The following is a 15971-nucleotide window of genomic DNA, read 5'->3' as shown; positions in this document are numbered from 1 at the left end:
ATTCGCGTGCGAGGATGGTGGAGCCGAATCCTGCGCGCCCATTGCGCAGGGTCCGTTGCAGGCCAGGAAGGGGTGCGCGGTGTCAGGGAACACCGAGTGGAACGACGAGAATCTCGACCACACATCGAAGCTGAGTGCGATCTCGCCCAACGATCCCCTGGAGGAGACCGAGCCCGGTCTCTCGTCCCAGGACCGCAGGGCGATCGAGAACCTGCCCCCGCGCAGTGCGCTGCTGATCGTGCAGAAGGGCCCGAATCTCGGCGCCCGCTTCCTGCTGGATTCCGAGACCACCATCGCGGGACGTCACCCCAAGAGCGAGATCTTCCTCGACGACGTGACGGTCTCCCGCAAGCATGCCGCCTTCGTGCGTGATGGCGATGGCTTCCTGGTCCGGGATCTCGGCTCTCTCAACGGAACATATGTGGGCAAGGACCGGGTCGACGAAGCTCGCCTCCAGGCCGGCCAGGAAGTCCAGATCGGCAAGTACCGATTGACCTATCACCTGTTCCACGGGACGGCCTGACCTGATGTCGGCCTCCGCCGCGCGCAGGCCGAGCTCCTCGGGCGCAGCGCGACTGAGCATCGGGCAGGTGCTCGAGATGTTGCGCGATGAGTTCCCGGACCTCGCGCACTCCAAGCTGCACTACCTGGAGTCCGAGGGTCTGATCTCCCCGGACCGCAGCGCCGCCGGCTATCGCAAGTACAGCCGTGAGGACGTGGACCGTCTGCGCTTCGTGCTGCGGGCCCAGCGGGACCGCTTCTGGCCGCTCAAGGTCATCAAGGAGCACCTGCTCGAGCACGGCGTCGACTCCGAGGTCACGTCCATCGCCTCCCGCCCCGGCCCCACCGCGTCGCTCCAGGCGGTGCGTCTGGACCGGCGAGGGCTCGCTCGTGAGGCGTCCGTCGAGGAGGAGTTCCTCGCCGAGCTCGAGCAGTACGGACTGCTCGGTGATGGCGCTCTCTTCTACGGCTCCACCGAGCTGGAGCTCGTCGGGGCGGCCCGGGATCTCGCCGAGGAGGGCCTGCATCCGCGCCACCTGGTGATGCTGCGCACCGCAGCGGAGCGGCAGGCGCACATGATCCGCTCTGTCGCCAGCCCGCGTTCGCGTCCCGGCGACTCTGCGGCACGCGGAGAAGCTGAGGATTTTGCTCGTGACCTGGGCGAATCGATGATCACACTGCACGGGGCTGTGCTGCGGACCGCGCTCCGGGATCGCTGACCAGCAGGGGGCCGTCACCTCTCCGTGACCTTCGGGCGGCGCGTTGCTGTCGGCCGGCGGGCACTTCGCGCTACTCTGAGCAGGTGCTCTCACCCTTCCCCCTCGGAGAGCCTGAACCCGGAGGTAGCCGTGAACGCCGTTGGCGATGATCGCACTGAGCAGTCCACCGTCCCCGCAGAGCCCGCCCAGGGCGTGCTCTTCGACGACATCGTGGATACGCCGGGCGAGCTCGGATATCGCGGCCCTGCCGCATGCAAGGCCGCCGGCATCACCTACCGCCAGCTCGACTACTGGGCCCGCACCGGTCTCGTGGAGCCAGGCGTCCGCGCCGCCCACGGCTCCGGCAGTCAGCGTCTCTACGGCTTCCGCGACATCCTGGTGCTGAAGGTCGTCAAGCGCCTGCTCGACACCGGCGTCTCCCTCCAGCAGATCCGCGTCGCCGTCAGTGCGCTGCGTGAGCGCGGGATCGACGATCTCGCAGGCATCACCCTGATGAGCGATGGCGCCTCCGTCTACGAATGCACCTCCGCCGAGGACATCTTCGACCTGGTCCAGGGCGGCCAGGGCGTGTTCGGCATCGCGGTCGGCCGAGTCTGGCGCGAGGTGGAGAACGACCTGCTGGGCCTGCCGGGTGTCAACCCCGCGGACGATGCCGCACTCGCGCTCCAGGACGAGCTGGCCGCTCGGCGCCGCTCCCGCCAGGCTGGTTGAGCCAGCCCACACACCACAGTCGCACAGCAGAACGGCGAGTCCTGGGAAGGGACTCGCCGCTCTGCTGTGCCGATGCTGCTGATCCGATGCGCGTGCGCTGAAACCTGCTGTGTCTCAGGACCTGCAGGGGAGCGACGAGCAGGCGAGCAGGGACCACAACCGGGCAGCGACGCAGAGGCCTCTGCGCCTCGGGTCCCGACCGGCGGTCAGGAGTTCTGGCGCGAGTCCATCACCGTGGCCAGCAGCGCGTCGAAGTCCTCCGTGAGACGTTTGCCGGACGCGCCCTCGTAGCGGTGCAGCGGCACGGCGCCGCCCTGGGCCTGCTGAAGCCCGACGCGCTCCTCGATGACTGGTTCGAGCACGGCATCGCCGAACAGCTCACGCAGCTCCGCGAGCCGGTACTGATGCTCGACCGAGCGCGGACGGTAGCGGTTCACCACCAGGCCCAGCGGCTGCAGTCGGGGGGCGACGCCGTCGGCATGCATCTCGGTGGCGAGCTTCAGGGCCCGGTCCGCGGCGGTCACCGCGAAGAACCCGGGCTCAGCGACCACCAGGGAGCGGTCGGAAGCCGCCAGCGCCATCTGCGTGAGCCCGTTCAGCGACGGCGGGCAGTCGATCAGCACGATGTCGTACTGGTGCGAGCGCTTGTCGAGGGCCTGATGCAGGCGGCGCACGTCCTTGGGGGTCGGCGCGGGGGAGTCCATGACTGCCGAACGGCTCGAGCCCGGGATGATGTCCAGGTGGGAGGCCGCCCCGGCCGCCCAGGGCGTCTCGATGATGGCCCGGTCGATGGTCTCGGTGCGCGGGGAGGACAGCACCTCGGCGATGTCCAGCGTGCTCGCCGGCTCACCGAGCAGTCCGAGGGTCGAGTCCCCTTGCGGGTCGAGATCGACCACGAGGGTATTCACCCCCTGATGCAGGGCGGCAGAGGCCAGGCCCAGGGTCACGGACGTCTTGCCGACGCCGCCCTTCAGGGAACACACACTCACGATGAACACGCTCCGCAGTCTACCGACAGCACCTGCGCACGGACGCCACGACGGGCGGTAACCTGCGTGAATCATTCGATGAACAGCCGATCAGGGGGAATCGATGGGACAGATCACCCACGAACTGGTGCTCGAGGTGCTCGACGGCTGCGGCGCGAGCGCCCTGCAGGAGGCGAGCCGACTCGGGTTCGCACGGCTGGTCGGACCGACCGAGCTGGTGCTGAGCACGTCGGATCTCGACGCCGTGCGCACGCTGCGGCGCGTGGTCGCGGCCTCGACGAGCCATACCGTCGCGGCCCGTCGGCCGCGAGAGCTGCTCGAGACCTCGGTCCAGCAGCGGCTCGGCGAGCTGCTCGAGGACGTGCGCCGTCAACGACCGCGGATGCGCTTCCACGGCCTGCGCCTCGAGGCCGCCGGCTCTGACACACCCGATATGCGCCGCCTGGCGACCGCTGTCGCCGAGCTCGCCGGGGTGCCGGTCGCCGCGGACGGTGACCTGGTCATGCGGGTGCGGCGAGGGGCGCCGTCCGGAACCTGGCAGGTGCTGCTGCGCACCACCCCGCGGCCGCTGGCCACCCGCGCCTGGCGCACAGTGGACTACCCCGGCGCGGTGAACGCGACCATCGCCGCGACCGTGCTCGATCAGCTCCAGGTGAGAGCCGACGATTCCCTGCTGGACATGACCTGCGGCTCCGGCACCTTCCTGGTGGAGCAGCTGCACGAGGTGGCACCCGCGCGCGCGGTCGGTGTGGATCTGGATCCCGCCGCGATCGACGCCGCCCGCGAGCACCAGCGCGCCGCCCGGCGCAAGGGCAAAGTGGACTGGGTGGTCGGGGACGTGCTGGAGGTGGACCTCGAGCCGGGATTCTCCCGACTGGTGACCAATCCGCCCTGGGGCACCCTCCATGGCGAGCACGAGACGAACGAGAAGCTGCTGGCCGCGCTGCTGGGCCGCGCCGCTGAGCTTTCCGCCCCGCAGTCGCGCATGGGGGTGCTCACCCACGAGATCACCAGGATGCAGCGGGTGCTGGAGACCTCACCGGCGGGCTGGCGACCTGTGGGGGAGCATCGGTTCTTCCAGAAAGGCCACCACCCCCGCCTGTTCCTGCTCGAGCGCGGCTGAGACCTCGAGCGCGGTTGGGACCTGGAGTGCGGCTGGGACCTGGCCACACGGGCCCGCCGGCCAATCCTTCCGGGCATTCCTTACAGGCCCCGCCGGCCGTCCTGCAGCGCACGCAGCGCGGCTGGCTCCCCGTGGACCTGCACCCGGGCGACCTCGTCGCGGCCGCTGACCCACAGCAGCAGCTCGAGCGGCTCGCCGTGCACCCGCAGGCTCCCCGCCGAGCGGCGGGCGCGCAGGCGCCTGCCGCCGAGCGGGGAGACGAGGGTGACATCGGCCTGCACCGACATCGCCAGCGGTGCCATCAGGCCGACCGCCCGCCACGCATCCTCAGCTCGCGCGGCCGAGATGCGCCGCGGCTCCCAGCCGTCCTGCGCCCGGCGCAGGTCCTCGTGATGGATCAGCAGCTCCGCCTGGCCGCTGAGCGCATCGATCCGGCCGATGGGGGAGAGGGGACCGGGGCCGGCGTGGAAAGCCGCCACCCTCTCCTCCCAGGGAGTCCTCCGGTACCGCTCGAGCGCTGAGCGGGCTCGCCCTGCCCACCGATCCGGCAGCCGGTGCGCGAGCATCAGGTGCGGTGCCCGCTCCCGCAGATGCAGGTGCTCCAGCAGCGCGGCGGCATCCCAGCCCGGCAGGATCGTCGGCGCCACGGGGCCGAGCGCGAGGAAGCTCGCTGCGAAGTCCTCCCGCTCGGTCCCGTGAGTCCTCGCGCTCTCCGCCATCTCAGCTGTCCTGGGAGAAGGCGGCATCGAAGGAGAACTCAGAGGTGGGGTAGTCCAAGCTGCGCAGCAGCTCGATGGCCTCCTTCGCGCCGTGGAGCCGGTCCATCCCGGCGTCCTCCCACTCGATCGAGAGCGGTCCGTCGTAGCCGATCGAGCGCAGCGCGCGGAATGCTGCATCCCAGGGCACATCTCCCCGGCCGAAGGAGACGAAGTCCCACCCACGGCGCGGGTCACCCCAGGGCAGGTGCGAGCCCAGGCGGGTGTTGCGCCCCGTGGTGCGGACCCGGACGTCCTTGCAGTCCACGTGGTAGATCCGGTCGGCGAAGTCGGTGATGAACGAGACCGGGTCGATCTCCTGCCACATGAAGTGCGAGGGATCCCAGTTCAGGCCGAAGGCCTCGCGATGGCCGATCGCCTCGAGCGTGCGCTGGGTGGTCCAGTAGTCGTAGGCGATCTCCGAGGGGTGGACCTCGTGAGCGAAGCGCACACCGCATTCGTCGAAGACGTCCAGGATCGGGTTCCAGCGATCGGCGAAGTCCTGATAGCCCTCGTCGATGACCTCCTGGGAGACGGGCGGGAACATCGCCACGTACTTCCAGATCTTCGAGCCTGTGAAGCCGATGACTGTCTTCACCCCGAGCTTCTGCGCGAGCCGGGCGGTGTTCTTCATGTCCTCCGCGGCGCGCTGACGGACGCCTTCGGGGTCACCGTCGCCCCAGACGTCGGCGCCCACGATCGCCTGGTGGCGGAAGTCGATCGGGTCATCGCAGATCGCCTGGCCCTTGAAGTGGTTGGAGATGGCCCAGCACTTCAGGCCGTGCTTCTCCAGGATTCCCAGCCGCTCGGCGACGTACTCCTCGTCATCCCAGCGTGCGGCGTCCAGATGCTCGCCCGAGACCGAGATCTCGAGACCGTCGTATCCCCAGCCGGCCGCGAGCTCGGCGACCTCGTCGAGGGTGAGGTCGGCCCACTGGCCGGTGAACAGGGTGTGCGGATGGGACATGGGGTGATGCTCCTTCTCAGGAATGGCGGGTGGTGACTAGCGGGTCGTGGAGGAAAGGTCGTGGATGGCTGGTGGTGGTGGAGGAGGGGTCGAGGATGACGGGTCGCGGTGGTGCGAGTCTGAGAGTGGCGGCGGCGGCTTCGGCACGCAGGTCTCCGATGGCCCGCACGTCGATGTCGGGCATCTGCACGACGTGGATGAGGTGCTGGGCGGCGATGACGCCGGCGCCGATGATCCCCACGCCCACAGGGCCGGTCCTACGGCTCATGCCTGCACCTCGCGGAGGTACTGGTTCAGCACGGTGTAGGACCGGTCGACAGCCTCGAAGATGTCACCGTCGTGGCCATCGAACTCGATCACCCCGAGCTCGAGCCAGGGGGCGGCCGCGAGGATCGAGGGCACATCCATCTCGCCCTCGCCGAGACTGAGCTGATCGCGCACGTCGCCCTGGAGCGGGCCGTCCTTGAGATGGACGAGCTGGATGCGCTGGCCCAGCTGGCTCAGCAGCGCGGCCGGGTCGGTCCCGCCGACGGCGGACCAGAACGTGTCCAGCTCGAGCACGACGCGAGGGTCGAGATGATCGGCCAGGATGTCCAGGCCGCAGCGCCCGTCGAACACCGGGCGGGCTTCGAAGTCGTGGTTGTGGTAGCCGACGCGCACCCCGTTCGCGGCAGCGATCCCGGCGAGCTCGCCGAGCCGCTCAGCAGTGGCCTTGATGTCGTCCTCACGCGCCCAGTGCTCGCGGTCCCAGTGCGGGTCGATGACCGACTGCACGCCGAGGGCGGCGGCGGTGGCGAAGATCGCGGCGGGATCCTCCGCCCCGAGCAACGAGACGTGCGCCGAGGGGGCGGTCAGCCCGTGCTGGGGCAGCAGCGTGCGCAGGGTCTCCGCATGGTCCATGAGCCCGTAGGGCTCGACGGTGGTGAAGCCGATCTCGGCGAGTCGCCGGAGCGTGCTCGCGGGGTCAGCAGCGAAGGCCTCGCGCACGCTGTAGAGCTGAACGGAGATCTGCACTGCTGCTCCTAGAACCGGACGGTGAGGGCCGGGGGGATCGGTGGTGACGGCTGGGTCACAACTCTATGTCGGAGATCACGTGGCGGCAAAGACGAGGGCCGCGCATGCCCCGGGCGCCCGAATGCTGGACACTGAAGGGGTGAAACGACATGTGCGCGCGTGGATGAGGGCCGAGGTGGCCGCCGGGACCGACATCGCCCTGCTGGTGGCTGTCTCCGATGCTCCTGCTGCGGAGGAGTCGCTGCAGGTTCTCGCCGACGGGGTCGACCACCCCGTCACAGAGACCCGCGACCGCTTCGGCAGCCGCCTGCATCTGGTGCACGGCCTCCCGGAGGGCGCAGTGGAGTTCGTCTATGACGCCACCGGCGTGGGGGAGGCCCCCGTGCCGCAGAGCGACGAGGCGGATGCCGTGCTGCATCTGCGGCCCTCGCGATACTGCGAGGTGGACGAGTTCGATCGGATCGCGGCGGAGATCGTCGGTGAACGCACCGGGGATGCCGCCGTGCAGGCGGTGGTCGACTGGGTGCACGAGCATCTGGACTATGTGCCCGGATCGAGCACCATCACGGATTCCGCGCGCTCGACGTACCTGGCGCGTCAGGGGGTGTGCCGCGACTACGCGCATCTCACCGCGACGCTGCTGCGCGCGAGCGGGATTCCCGCCCGTTGCTCCTCCGTCTATGCACCGGGGCTCAGCCCGATGGACTTCCACCTGGTGGTCGAGGCGCTGGTCGAGGATTCGTGGCAGGTGGTCGATGCGACTCATCTGGCTCCCCGCGCCTCGATGGTGCGGATCGCGACCGGTCAGGATGCGGCGGACACCGCCTTCATGACCACCCTGGCGGGCAACGTCACCCTCAGCGGCATCCAGGTCACCGCGGTGGTGGATCCTGGACTGCCGCACGAGACGCCGGGGGAGCGGCTCCCGCTGCGCTGACGCTCGCCGCTTCGCGACGCGCTGCTCAGGCCTCCGGGGACCGTGAGTCCGCAGGTCCGTTCGGCGAGTCCGGCCCGCTCGGCGAGTCCAACCCGCCGGGACTCTCCGGCGTGCTGGGCGTCTCCGAAGCGCTCGGCGTCTCGAGATCGCCGGGGTTCGCTGGACCGTTCAGGGGCTCCTGGCCGTCGGCCGCTCCTGGGCCGTCAGGGTCCGAGCTGCTCTTGCCGTCCTCACCCTCCGCGTCGAAGCTCGCGAGGTACTCCTCGACCTCCGCGGCGATCGCGTCCGCGGTGGGGACTTCGGCGCCGGCACCGGAGGTGATCATCCGATCGAATCGCTTCTCGAGGCCCTGGACCATCTCCTGCAGCTGGGGCTGAGCGTCGATCTGTGCCGCCACCGCCTCGCGCACCGGCCCGGCCTGGGTCTCGAGCGCGTCCAGCGGCAGCTCCGGTCCCTGCTCCTCGGTGATCGCACCGAGCAGGGCGATCGCCACGTCCGGATAGGTCATCTCGTGCAGGTACTGAGGGACGTGCACCGTCAGCCCCACCACCTCATGGCCACCTTCGGAGAGTCGCATCGTCAGCAGCGCGGTGAAGGGGGCGCGCAGCCGGAAGGTCCCCGGCATGGTGCGGCGCACGGTGATGGAGTCCGGGTCGCCGGCGAAACGGGTCACGGGGAGTTCACGGGTGTGGGGGACTGGTGCCGGGAACCCCTGCAGCAGCAGGGTCCGCTCGATGCCGAGCTGCTCGACCACGATCCGCAGCGCGTTCGCGACCCGTTCCCACTGGAACGACGGCTCCGGACCGGTGAGCAGGAAGAAGGTCTCGCCGTCCGGTGCGGTCACCTCGTGCAGGAGGATCTCCGGCTTCTCGTAGTCCGTGAAGTGGTCGAGCTGGAGGGTCACCTCGGGGCGTCGTCCCGCGTAGTCGAACACCTGGTCCATGTCGAGCCGGCCCACGACGCGGCTCGAGAGGGCGTTCAGCAGCTGATCGTCGACCAGCCGCTGGGCGTCGCCGGCATCGCTGTAGGCGCCGAGGGTGACGAGCAGGGTCCGACCGCGCAGGGCGCGCGAGTCGACGTGACGCTCGTAGCTGAACAGGGTCGTCGGATCCATCTTGACCTCCAAGGCGACGGGCCGCGGGAAGGCGGCGCGGGTGACTACTTCTGCAACGAGGTCCGCGGCGGGCCTATTCCATCCTGAGCGGACACATCACGTGACCAGCGCCACCGAGTCGATCGCGAGGCGCAGCGCGAGCGCCCCGGTGACCACCAGGAACACCACCCGCACGAACCGTGAGCCGAGCCTGAGCGCGAGCCGGGCACCGAGGTAGCCGCCGGCCAGGTTCGCCAGCGCCATCACCGCTCCGAGGATCCACCACACCTCGCCCTGCAGCCCGAAGACCAGCAGGGCACCGAGATTGGTGGTGAGGTTCGCGAGCTTCGCGTGGACGCTCGCCTCGAGGAAGCCGTACCCCAGCAGAGCCACCATCGCGATGATGAAGAAGGTGCCGGTCCCGGGCCCCAGGACGCCGTCGTACACGCCCACCGCACCGCCGATTCCGCCCGAGCGCAGCACATGGGCCCGGCCCTGATGCCGCGGCTCGTGCACGAGCCCCATCGCGGGCCGCAGCAGTGTGTAGGTGCCGACGCCGAGCAGAGCGAGCAGCACGATGGGCGAGAGCCACTCCCGGGGGAGGAACGAGGCCAGGCCCGCGCCGAGGGCGCTCCCCGCGAGGGCGCACAGCACCAGCGGCACAGCGGTCGCGGCCACGGGCGTGATCCGGCGGATGTACGTCCAGGAGGAGATCGCCGTACCCGCCGCAGAGGCGACCTTGTTCGTGCCCAGCACCGCGCCGGTGGAGGCGTCGGCCGGCAGGGAGGTCAGCAGTGCCGGCAGCTGGATCAGCCCACCGCCGCCGACGACAGCATCCACCCATCCCGCCACGAACGCGGCGCCGATGAGCAGCACGAGCGTGAGGGCGGAGAGCTGGAGCAGCTGATCGAGCAGGGGCACCGGTTCAGTGAACACCGGTTGCCGCGCGGGGGACGAATCAGTCCGCTCCCTGACAGACTGGTGACATGCGAGCAGTGATCTGGGACCTCGGCGGCACTCTGGTGGACACATATCCCGATGTGGACCGCGCCCTCGCATCGGCGCTCGATCCGCAGCCCGGTGAGGAGCTGCTCCGCGAGGTGGGGCAGCTGACCCGCATCTCGAGCTCCCACGCGATCAGCACCCTCGCCGCCAGGCACCAGGTGCCCGAGCGCCGGCTGCGCACCGCCTACGAGGCGACGAAGGTGCACTGGCAGCAGCATCCGCCGGCGGTGATGGCGGGCGCCCATGAGCTGCTCGCGGCCGTGCACCGCGCGGGCGGGCTGAACTTGGTCGCGACCCATCGGGAGCGGGGGAGCGCCACTGCGCTCATCGAGGCGCTGGAGCTGCCGGTCGACGACATGGTCTGCGCTCCCGACGGCTTCGCGCGTAAGCCCGATCCGGCGATGGTGCTGGCTCTCCTCGCGCGGCACGCGCTCGCGCCTGAGGAGTGCCTCGCGGTGGGGGACCGCCCCGGCGACGTCGAGGCCGCTCGGGCCGCCGGGGTGCGCGGGGTGCTGTTGGAGACCGCCGGCATCGCCCTCGATGCCGGGGACTCCGAGCGGGTGACCTCCCTGTATGCCCTGGGCGCGCTGTTCGGCCCAGCGGTCCAGTGACACGGGGAGCGGCCCACCCCCGCAGGCTCCTTCCCGCTGACCCCCGCAGGGAGGCGGGGGATCCCCTCAGACTCCCGCCAGGTCCCCTGAAATCACTGGTCACCACGGGAGCATGACCCTACCGTGAGGTGATCGGCGCGGCATCGAGCGGCGTCCGGCGGAGGGTCGTGGAACCGTGCTGTGGCGGATGGCGAGAGGAAAGCTGCGCGAGGAGCGCGCGGTGATGACGACGCTGGCCGGACTGATCATGCTCTCGGTCCTGCTCGCCTGCGCCGGCACCGGCCTGATCACTCGCCTGGTGGGCAGCGGCGACGCCCTGATCGAGCGGGCCGATGCCCCGCACCTCGCCCAGCTGCACACCGGCGACGTCGATGTCGACGAGATCGCCGACTTCGCCGCCGACCGCCCCGAGATCACCGCCCACCAGGTCACGCCCCTGCTCGGGATCGACGGCGCGCAGCTGTTCTTCGACGGGGCCAGCCAGTCCAGCAACGTGCAGCAGAACTCCCTGGTGGTCCCGAGCCATGAACGAGATCTGCTGCTGGGCCTGCAGGACCGCCCGATCATCGATGTCGAGCCCGGCACCATCTGGCTCCCGCTGCTGTATGAGGACTCCGGCCTCGCCGCCGGTTCCACCGTGACTCTCACCGCCCCGGACGGCTTCCGCCTGGACCTCGAGGTCGCGGGATTCCTGCGCGATTCAAGCATGGGCCCCGCGATCGCCGGTTCCAAGCGGCTCGCGGTGAGCGCCGAGGACCTCGCCGCGGTGGCCGAGCACACCGGGACCTGGGAGCACCTGATCAGCTTCTGGGTCCAGGACCGCTCCCGGGACCTCACCACCGTGCGCGCCGCCTACCAGGAGGCGGGCCTGCCCGCGGCCGGCCCGTCGGTGGACCGCTCGGCGTTCATACTGTTCACCGTGTTCGCCGAGGGCCTGGTCGCGGCGCTGGTGCTGCTGGCCGCCGGGATGGTGCTGGTGATCGGGATGCTCACCCTCCGCCTCGCCCTGCGCACGGCGCTCGCGCGGGACCGTCGCGAGATCGCGGTGATGACCGCCATCGGGATCTCCGCCCGCGACGTGCGCACGCTCCACCTGCTCGTCTACGGCACCCTCGCCGGAGTCGCGGGAGCGCTGGGACTGCTGGGCAGCATCGCGCTCGAGCGGGTGCTCTCCTCGGGGCTGACCCGCTTCCTCGGCGAGACCGGGGGAGTCCGCGTAGTGATCGTGCCGGCCCTGGCCGCGATGCTGCTGGTGCTCGGAGTGCTCGCCATGGTCGCAGGCTTGCTGCGCCGACTTCGCCGCATCGGGCCGCTCGAGGTGCTGCGCAGGAGCGGCTCGGTCGGCGACGCCGCTGGACCGGGCCGCCTGCGCCTGCGCCGCTCACCCCTGCCCGTCGGCGTGAGCCTGGGGCTGATGTCCCTGCTGGGCCGCGGCAGCTCAGCACCGCTGCTGGTCACGGTCTTCGCCGTGTGCACCCTGCTGGTGATGGTGCCCACCTCGATCGCCACCACGCTGTCCTCTCCGCAGTTCTCCGCGTACTTCGGACTGGGCGCGGCCGATGTGCGCATCGATCTGCCGCACACCGGGAAGGACAGCACCGACCGGTTCGAGAGCGCCCGCCGCACGCTCGCCGACGACGCCCGCGTGGCCGAGCACACCGCCCTGGTCACCACCCGGCATCTCGTCGAGACCGATGAGGGCGAGGAGCTGGGCCTGGCCGTCTCCAGCGGGGACCGCTCCGCGACGCCCGGCATCTACACCGAGGGACGAGCGCCCCGGAGCGAGGTGGAGATCGCCCTCTCGCTGCTGTCGCTGGCGGAGGCCGGGGTCTCCGTGGGGGACCAGCTGCCGATCCAGGTCCAGGGGCAGTGACAGGAGCTGGAGGTGGTCGGCTCCTATCAGGACCTCACCAACGGCGGGCGGACCGCCAGGGGCATGCTGCCCGCGGAGGGCGAGCAGGTGATCGGGTACGTGCTCGGGGCGGCCCTGACCCCGGGCGCTGAGACCGCCGCTGTCGCCGAGGATCTGTCCGCTCAGCTCACTGACGCCCGGGTCTCGGAGACCGAGGTGTACCGGTCCCAGCTGCTGGGTCCGGTGGCGGAGCGGATCAGCGTCGCCGCGGCGCTGGCCTCGGCGGCGGCGGTGGCCCTGGCCGCACTGCTGGCGGTGATGATCTCCCGACTCTGGCTGGCCACCGATGCTTCCCCGCTCGCCGTCCAGCGGGCGCTGGGTGCCTCGCCCCTCACGCTGCGCGCCCCGTACCTCATCCGGATGCTGGTCACCCTGCTGCTCGGCCTGGTCGCCGGTGCCGCACTCTCCCTCACCCTGGGACAGGGACTGTTCAACGTCCTGATCGAGGGGATGTTCGGGGGGATGGAGCATCTGTTCCAGGGCACCAGCCGGATCGATCTCGTCGTCGATCCGCTGCTGACCGGAATCGCGATGCCGCTGCTGCTGGGCACCATCGCCACGCTCGCCACGCTGTGGACCTGCCGCCGGCTGCGCACCGCCGACGTGCGCGCCCAGACCACGGAATGATCCCCTCGGAGGAGACCGTCATGACCACCACCCTCAGCACCACCGGCCTGGACGTTCCGCTGCTCGAGGCCAGAGGAGTGACGCGCCGCCTGCAGCGGACCACCATCCTGCACGACATCGATCTCACGGTCGCGGACGGGGAGTTCCTCGCGGTGATGGGCCCTTCCGGCTGTGGGAAGTCAACCCTGCTGTACACGCTCAGCGGTCTCGAGGACCCCACCGACGGCAGCGTGCTGTGGGCGGGGGAGGACCACAGCACGCTCGACGGGAAGGCACGTTCGCGCCGCCGACTGCTGGAGATCGGCATCGTGTTCCAGCAGTTCCATCTGCTGCGGAACCTCTCGCTGCTGGACAACGTGCTGCTGCCGGGGCTGCTCGCCCGGACCGAGCAGCGCACCGTGCTGCGCACCAGAGCCGAGCAGCTCATGACGCAGCTCGGCGTCGACGATCTCGCCGAGCGTGGAGTCGGTGAAGCCTCCGGTGGGCAGCTGCAGCGGGTGGCTCTCGCCCGGGCACTCATCAACCATCCTCGGTTGCTGGTGGCCGATGAGCCGACCGGAGCGCTGGACTCCGCAGCCACCGAGGAGATGATGGATGCCCTTGCTGAGATCAGCGCCGAGGGGACGACGATCGTGCTGGTCACCCATGACGCCCAGGTCGCGCAGCGCGCGCACCGGATCATCGCCCTGGCCGATGGTCGGATCAGCGGCGACCGGCCGGCTCCTGGGAACGGCTGACGTCCGGGAGCACCGCGGGATCCAGTCGCAGGACCCGTGCCACGGGATCGCGCTGGATCAGGCTCAGCACTGAGGCGAAGGCGACCGCGATCCCGCTCATCTCCAGCAGCTCTTCGAGCATCGTGCTGTAGATATAGGCGTTGTTGACGATGCCGTCGTTCCCCACCAGGATCCGCCCATTGAGGGTCTCGACCGCGACCGCTCCGGCGAGGAAGAGCGCGCCTCCCAGGAACAGTCCGTTGCGTGCACGTGAGGGCAGGGAGAGGACGAGGCGGAGCAGCAGGAGGACGATCACCAGGGCGATCGGGGCGCCGAGCAGCACCCAGGAGAAGCCGATGGTGACGGGCAGATGCTCCGCGATCAGGTTCCCGGGCACGTCCAGCCGTTCATGCACCTCGAGGTACTCGTCCACCGAGGCGAACAGGGCGACGACTGCCAGCAGCCACCAGGACCGGCGTCGGGCTGATCCCGTCACGGCGATCATCGCGGCGAGGACGCCCAGCAGCAGCCACAGTCCGGAGTTGTACCAGGTGGCCATGTTGTACTCGCGGCCCACATCGAAATACCAGAAGACGGTGTGCAGGTTCTGCGAGAGCAGCCCGGTGGTGCGCTGATGCGCGAGCAGGAACAACAGCGCGATCACGATGATCATTGCGGCGACCGCGATCAGGCGGAGGGCGACCCGGTACTGGGACAGCGGTCTGAAGCCCGCGGGCGCGGAGGGCGAGGTGGACATATCGGGAGTGTATGAACTTTCGATGAGTTCGGGGTGAAGCCAGGATGTGGACGCTCTCATGCGTGTCGCGGGGGAGCAGGGCACTACCGTGGGAGCCATGGCGATCATCTACCGTGCCGAGCTCAGCCCCAACAAGACCGAGATCCTCCACGACTTCCTGTCCTCGCGTTCCTGGGGAGAGACCGGTGAGCTCGTGCTCCTCGGCGCCTACCGCTTCGACGACCCCGAGGGCGAGGTCGGCGTGGAGTGCCATCTGGTGCGCGTGGGGGAGACGACCTACCATCTGCCGCTCTCGTACCGACCCCTCCGGGTTGACGGTGCCGACGAGCATCTGCTGGCCATCATGCAGCATTCGGTGCTCGGTGAGCGCTTCGTCTACGACGGCCTGGCCGACGAGACCGCACTGGACTGCTTCCGGCGCGCGATCTGTGGGGAGCAGCAGCAGGCGGCGCTCGACATCTATGACGAGGACGGCACGCTGAGCGAGACGCTTCCGCAGAGCGTGACGCTCAGCCTCGAGGTCGACGAAGGCGAGCAGCCGCCGACGGGGGATGAGCTGCTGGACGGCGCGCCGTTCACCATCGCGCGCACCCTCGGTGATCTCGACGGCACCGTACGGCTGCGTGCCCGCTGGTCCGGCGGCGACGGCGTCGTCGTCGCGTACTGAGCACCGCCCGCAGCTCAGCCGGGGATGTCCACCAGCGTGAGGCAGAACGGGTGGCCCACCGGATCGGCGAACTCCAGGCAATGCTCCGCATCGGCAGTAGCAAGGGGATTTCCGAGGGTCCGGCGGTCTGGCGCCACCGTCGCCTCACCGCTAGGGTCACGTTCATGGAGATGCTCGGAGCAGCTCAGATCGCCGCAGCCCGCCTGACGGACTGGTGCCAACTCGCCCAGGGCCTGCACGCCCGGTATCTCATCGACGACTTCGAAGCGGGAGCACGTTTCCTCGTGGCCATCGGCGAGGTCGGCACCGAGCTCGGCCATCAGCCTCGAGTATCGATGGACGCCGGTCATGTCGATCTGAAGCTGGTCAGTGACGACGCGATCTATCGGGACGGAGAGACTGAGCACGTCGTCCAGTGGGTCACCCAGAGGGACCTGGACCTGGCACGGCGCATCACCGAGATCGCTGCGCTCCACGATCTTCGCGCCGAGGTGGCTGCGGTCAGCCACATCGAGCTCGGGCTCGACACCCAGAGCTCCGCGATCATCGCCCCGGTATGGGCAGCGCTCCTGACCGGGGACCCTGCGGCCCAGGGCCGCGGGACACCGAGCGACGAGGTGCGAGATGCCACGGGGCGGGTCCCGAATCTGTGGTTCGGGGACGGGCAACAGGCGGGCGAGCAGCGGTTCCATCTCGAGGTGTACGTGACCCCGGAGGTCGCGCCGCAGCGGATCGCGGCGGCCGTGGCCGCCGGGGGGACTGTCGTCGATGACAGTCAGGCGCCCTCGCTCGTGGTGATCACCGACCAGGACGGCAACAGGGGAGTCGTGTGCGCTCCGGCGCCGATCGCGGGCACAGGGGACTGAC

The 15971-nt window shown here is 69.9% G+C and carries 19 protein-coding genes; 11 read left to right on the top strand and 8 right to left on the bottom strand.

From position 1 onward, the window contains the following. The first annotated feature begins 79 nt into the window (after positions 1-79). From ACT3UF_RS19095 to ACT3UF_RS19085, 3 genes are all read left to right on the top strand, one after another. Positions 80-523 (top strand): FHA domain-containing protein, encoded by a 444-nt coding sequence (locus ACT3UF_RS19095; RefSeq protein WP_441445562.1) that lies wholly within the window; start codon positions 80-82, stop codon positions 521-523. A gap of 4 nt (positions 524-527) precedes the next feature. Further along, complete coding sequence (gene ftsR / locus ACT3UF_RS19090) at positions 528-1220, top strand: transcriptional regulator FtsR (protein ID WP_441445563.1); 693 nt, start codon at positions 528-530, stop codon at positions 1218-1220. A gap of 129 nt (positions 1221-1349) precedes the next feature. Further along, a complete protein-coding gene (locus ACT3UF_RS19085; protein WP_441445564.1) occupies positions 1350-1931 on the top strand; it encodes a MerR family transcriptional regulator in 582 nt (193 codons plus the stop codon). A gap of 206 nt (positions 1932-2137) precedes the next feature. Here the strand turns inward: ACT3UF_RS19085 and ACT3UF_RS19080 are convergent, their stop codons facing one another. Further along, a complete protein-coding gene (locus ACT3UF_RS19080; RefSeq protein WP_441445565.1) occupies positions 2138-2929 on the bottom strand; it encodes a ParA family protein in 792 nt (263 codons plus the stop codon). Positions 2930-3023: 94 nt separating this feature from the next. Here ACT3UF_RS19080 and ACT3UF_RS19075 point away from each other — a divergent pair, with 94 nt between their 5' ends. After that, positions 3024-4043, top strand: coding sequence for a methyltransferase (locus ACT3UF_RS19075; protein WP_441445566.1), 1020 nt, complete (start codon positions 3024-3026; stop codon positions 4041-4043). 80 nt (positions 4044-4123) lie between these two features. Here the strand turns inward: ACT3UF_RS19075 and ACT3UF_RS19070 are convergent, their stop codons facing one another. The 4 genes from ACT3UF_RS19070 to ACT3UF_RS19055 are packed head-to-tail and all read right to left on the bottom strand — an operon-like array spanning position 4124 to position 6779. Continuing rightward, the gene (locus tag ACT3UF_RS19070; protein WP_441445567.1) at positions 4124-4762 is read right to left on the bottom strand and encodes a TIGR03085 family metal-binding protein; all 639 of its coding nucleotides are present in this window, start codon (positions 4760-4762) and stop codon (positions 4124-4126) included. A 1-nt stretch (position 4763) separates the two neighbouring features. Beyond that, positions 4764-5765 carry a sugar phosphate isomerase/epimerase family protein gene (locus tag ACT3UF_RS19065; protein WP_441445568.1) on the bottom strand — a complete coding sequence of 334 codons (1002 nt, stop codon included), beginning with the start codon at positions 5763-5765 and terminating at the stop codon, positions 4764-4766. Between the two features lie 16 nt (positions 5766-5781). Beyond that, positions 5782-6033, bottom strand: coding sequence for a hypothetical protein (locus ACT3UF_RS19060; RefSeq protein ID WP_441445569.1), 252 nt, complete (start codon positions 6031-6033; stop codon positions 5782-5784). Next, on the bottom strand, positions 6030-6779 hold the full coding sequence (locus ACT3UF_RS19055; protein WP_441445570.1) for a sugar phosphate isomerase/epimerase family protein: 750 nt from the start codon (positions 6777-6779) through the stop codon (positions 6030-6032). The genes ACT3UF_RS19060 and ACT3UF_RS19055 overlap by 4 nt, the downstream gene beginning before the upstream one ends. A 139-nt stretch (positions 6780-6918) precedes the next feature. On the opposite strand from ACT3UF_RS19055, the gene ACT3UF_RS19050 reads away from it, so the two are divergent. Then, on the top strand, positions 6919-7716 hold the full coding sequence (locus ACT3UF_RS19050; protein ID WP_441445571.1) for a transglutaminase-like domain-containing protein: 798 nt from the start codon (positions 6919-6921) through the stop codon (positions 7714-7716). Between the two features lie 25 nt (positions 7717-7741). Here the strand turns inward: ACT3UF_RS19050 and ACT3UF_RS19045 are convergent, their stop codons facing one another. Next, positions 7742-8830, bottom strand: coding sequence for a PAC2 family protein (locus ACT3UF_RS19045; RefSeq protein ID WP_441445572.1), 1089 nt, complete (start codon positions 8828-8830; stop codon positions 7742-7744). 96 nt (positions 8831-8926) lie between these two features. Continuing rightward, positions 8927-9730, bottom strand: coding sequence for a TSUP family transporter (locus ACT3UF_RS19040; RefSeq protein WP_441445573.1), 804 nt, complete (start codon positions 9728-9730; stop codon positions 8927-8929). A gap of 65 nt (positions 9731-9795) precedes the next feature. Between ACT3UF_RS19040 and ACT3UF_RS19035 the strand changes: the two genes are divergently transcribed. From ACT3UF_RS19035 to ACT3UF_RS19020, 4 genes are all read left to right on the top strand, one after another. Further along, the gene (locus tag ACT3UF_RS19035; protein ID WP_441445574.1) at positions 9796-10425 is read left to right on the top strand and encodes an HAD-IA family hydrolase; all 630 of its coding nucleotides are present in this window, start codon (positions 9796-9798) and stop codon (positions 10423-10425) included. 223 nt (positions 10426-10648) lie between these two features. Next, positions 10649-12298 (top strand): ABC transporter permease, encoded by a 1650-nt coding sequence (locus ACT3UF_RS19030; protein WP_441445575.1) that lies wholly within the window; start codon positions 10649-10651, stop codon positions 12296-12298. Between the two features lie 12 nt (positions 12299-12310). Beyond that, positions 12311-12964, top strand: coding sequence for an FtsX-like permease family protein (locus tag ACT3UF_RS19025; RefSeq protein WP_441445576.1), 654 nt, complete (start codon positions 12311-12313; stop codon positions 12962-12964). Between the two features lie 20 nt (positions 12965-12984). After that, the gene (locus ACT3UF_RS19020) at positions 12985-13701 is read left to right on the top strand and encodes an ABC transporter ATP-binding protein (protein ID WP_442332076.1); all 717 of its coding nucleotides are present in this window, start codon (positions 12985-12987) and stop codon (positions 13699-13701) included. Here the strand turns inward: ACT3UF_RS19020 and ACT3UF_RS19015 are convergent. Continuing rightward, positions 13667-14437 carry a hypothetical protein gene (locus ACT3UF_RS19015; RefSeq protein WP_442332077.1) on the bottom strand — a complete coding sequence of 257 codons (771 nt, stop codon included), beginning with the start codon at positions 14435-14437 and terminating at the stop codon, positions 13667-13669. The genes ACT3UF_RS19020 and ACT3UF_RS19015 overlap by 35 nt on opposite strands. 97 nt (positions 14438-14534) lie before the next feature. Here ACT3UF_RS19015 and ACT3UF_RS19010 point away from each other — a divergent pair, with 97 nt between their 5' ends. Next, positions 14535-15104, top strand: coding sequence for a maltokinase N-terminal cap-like domain-containing protein (locus tag ACT3UF_RS19010; RefSeq protein WP_441445579.1), 570 nt, complete (start codon positions 14535-14537; stop codon positions 15102-15104). 164 nt (positions 15105-15268) lie between these two features. After that, on the top strand, positions 15269-15970 hold the full coding sequence (locus ACT3UF_RS19005) for a 4a-hydroxytetrahydrobiopterin dehydratase (RefSeq protein ID WP_441445580.1): 702 nt from the start codon (positions 15269-15271) through the stop codon (positions 15968-15970). Position 15971 lies beyond the last annotated feature (1 nt).

This window comes from Brachybacterium sp. AOP24-D1-21, from assembly GCF_052378665.1.
Taxonomy (GTDB): Bacteria; Actinomycetota; Actinomycetes; order Actinomycetales; family Dermabacteraceae; genus Brachybacterium.
This window is presented reverse-complemented; position numbering and strand designations above follow the sequence as displayed.

Bases quoted from the DNA above. Each gene is read 5' to 3' on its own strand.
- ACT3UF_RS19035 (WP_441445574.1), top strand. From the start codon at position 9,796: ATGCGAGCAGTGATCTGGGACCTCGGCGGCACTCTGGTGGACACATAT.
- ACT3UF_RS19020 (WP_442332076.1), top strand. From the start codon at position 12,985: ATGACCACCACCCTCAGCACCACCGGCCTGGACGTTCCGCTGCTCGAG.
- ACT3UF_RS19030 (WP_441445575.1), top strand. From the start codon at position 10,649: ATGACGACGCTGGCCGGACTGATCATGCTCTCGGTCCTGCTCGCCTGC.
- ACT3UF_RS19045 (WP_441445572.1), bottom strand. From the start codon at position 8,830: ATGGATCCGACGACCCTGTTCAGCTACGAGCGTCACGTCGACTCGCGC.
- ftsR (WP_441445563.1), top strand. From the start codon at position 528: ATGTCGGCCTCCGCCGCGCGCAGGCCGAGCTCCTCGGGCGCAGCGCGA.
- ACT3UF_RS19065 (WP_441445568.1), bottom strand. From the start codon at position 5,765: ATGTCCCATCCGCACACCCTGTTCACCGGCCAGTGGGCCGACCTCACC.
- ACT3UF_RS19060 (WP_441445569.1), bottom strand. From the start codon at position 6,033: ATGAGCCGTAGGACCGGCCCTGTGGGCGTGGGGATCATCGGCGCCGGC.
- ACT3UF_RS19010 (WP_441445579.1), top strand. From the start codon at position 14,535: ATGGCGATCATCTACCGTGCCGAGCTCAGCCCCAACAAGACCGAGATC.
- ACT3UF_RS19005 (WP_441445580.1), top strand. From the start codon at position 15,269: ATGGAGATGCTCGGAGCAGCTCAGATCGCCGCAGCCCGCCTGACGGAC.
- ACT3UF_RS19075 (WP_441445566.1), top strand. From the start codon at position 3,024: ATGGGACAGATCACCCACGAACTGGTGCTCGAGGTGCTCGACGGCTGC.
- ACT3UF_RS19070 (WP_441445567.1), bottom strand. From the start codon at position 4,762: ATGGCGGAGAGCGCGAGGACTCACGGGACCGAGCGGGAGGACTTCGCA.
- ACT3UF_RS19015 (WP_442332077.1), bottom strand. From the start codon at position 14,437: ATGTCCACCTCGCCCTCCGCGCCCGCGGGCTTCAGACCGCTGTCCCAG.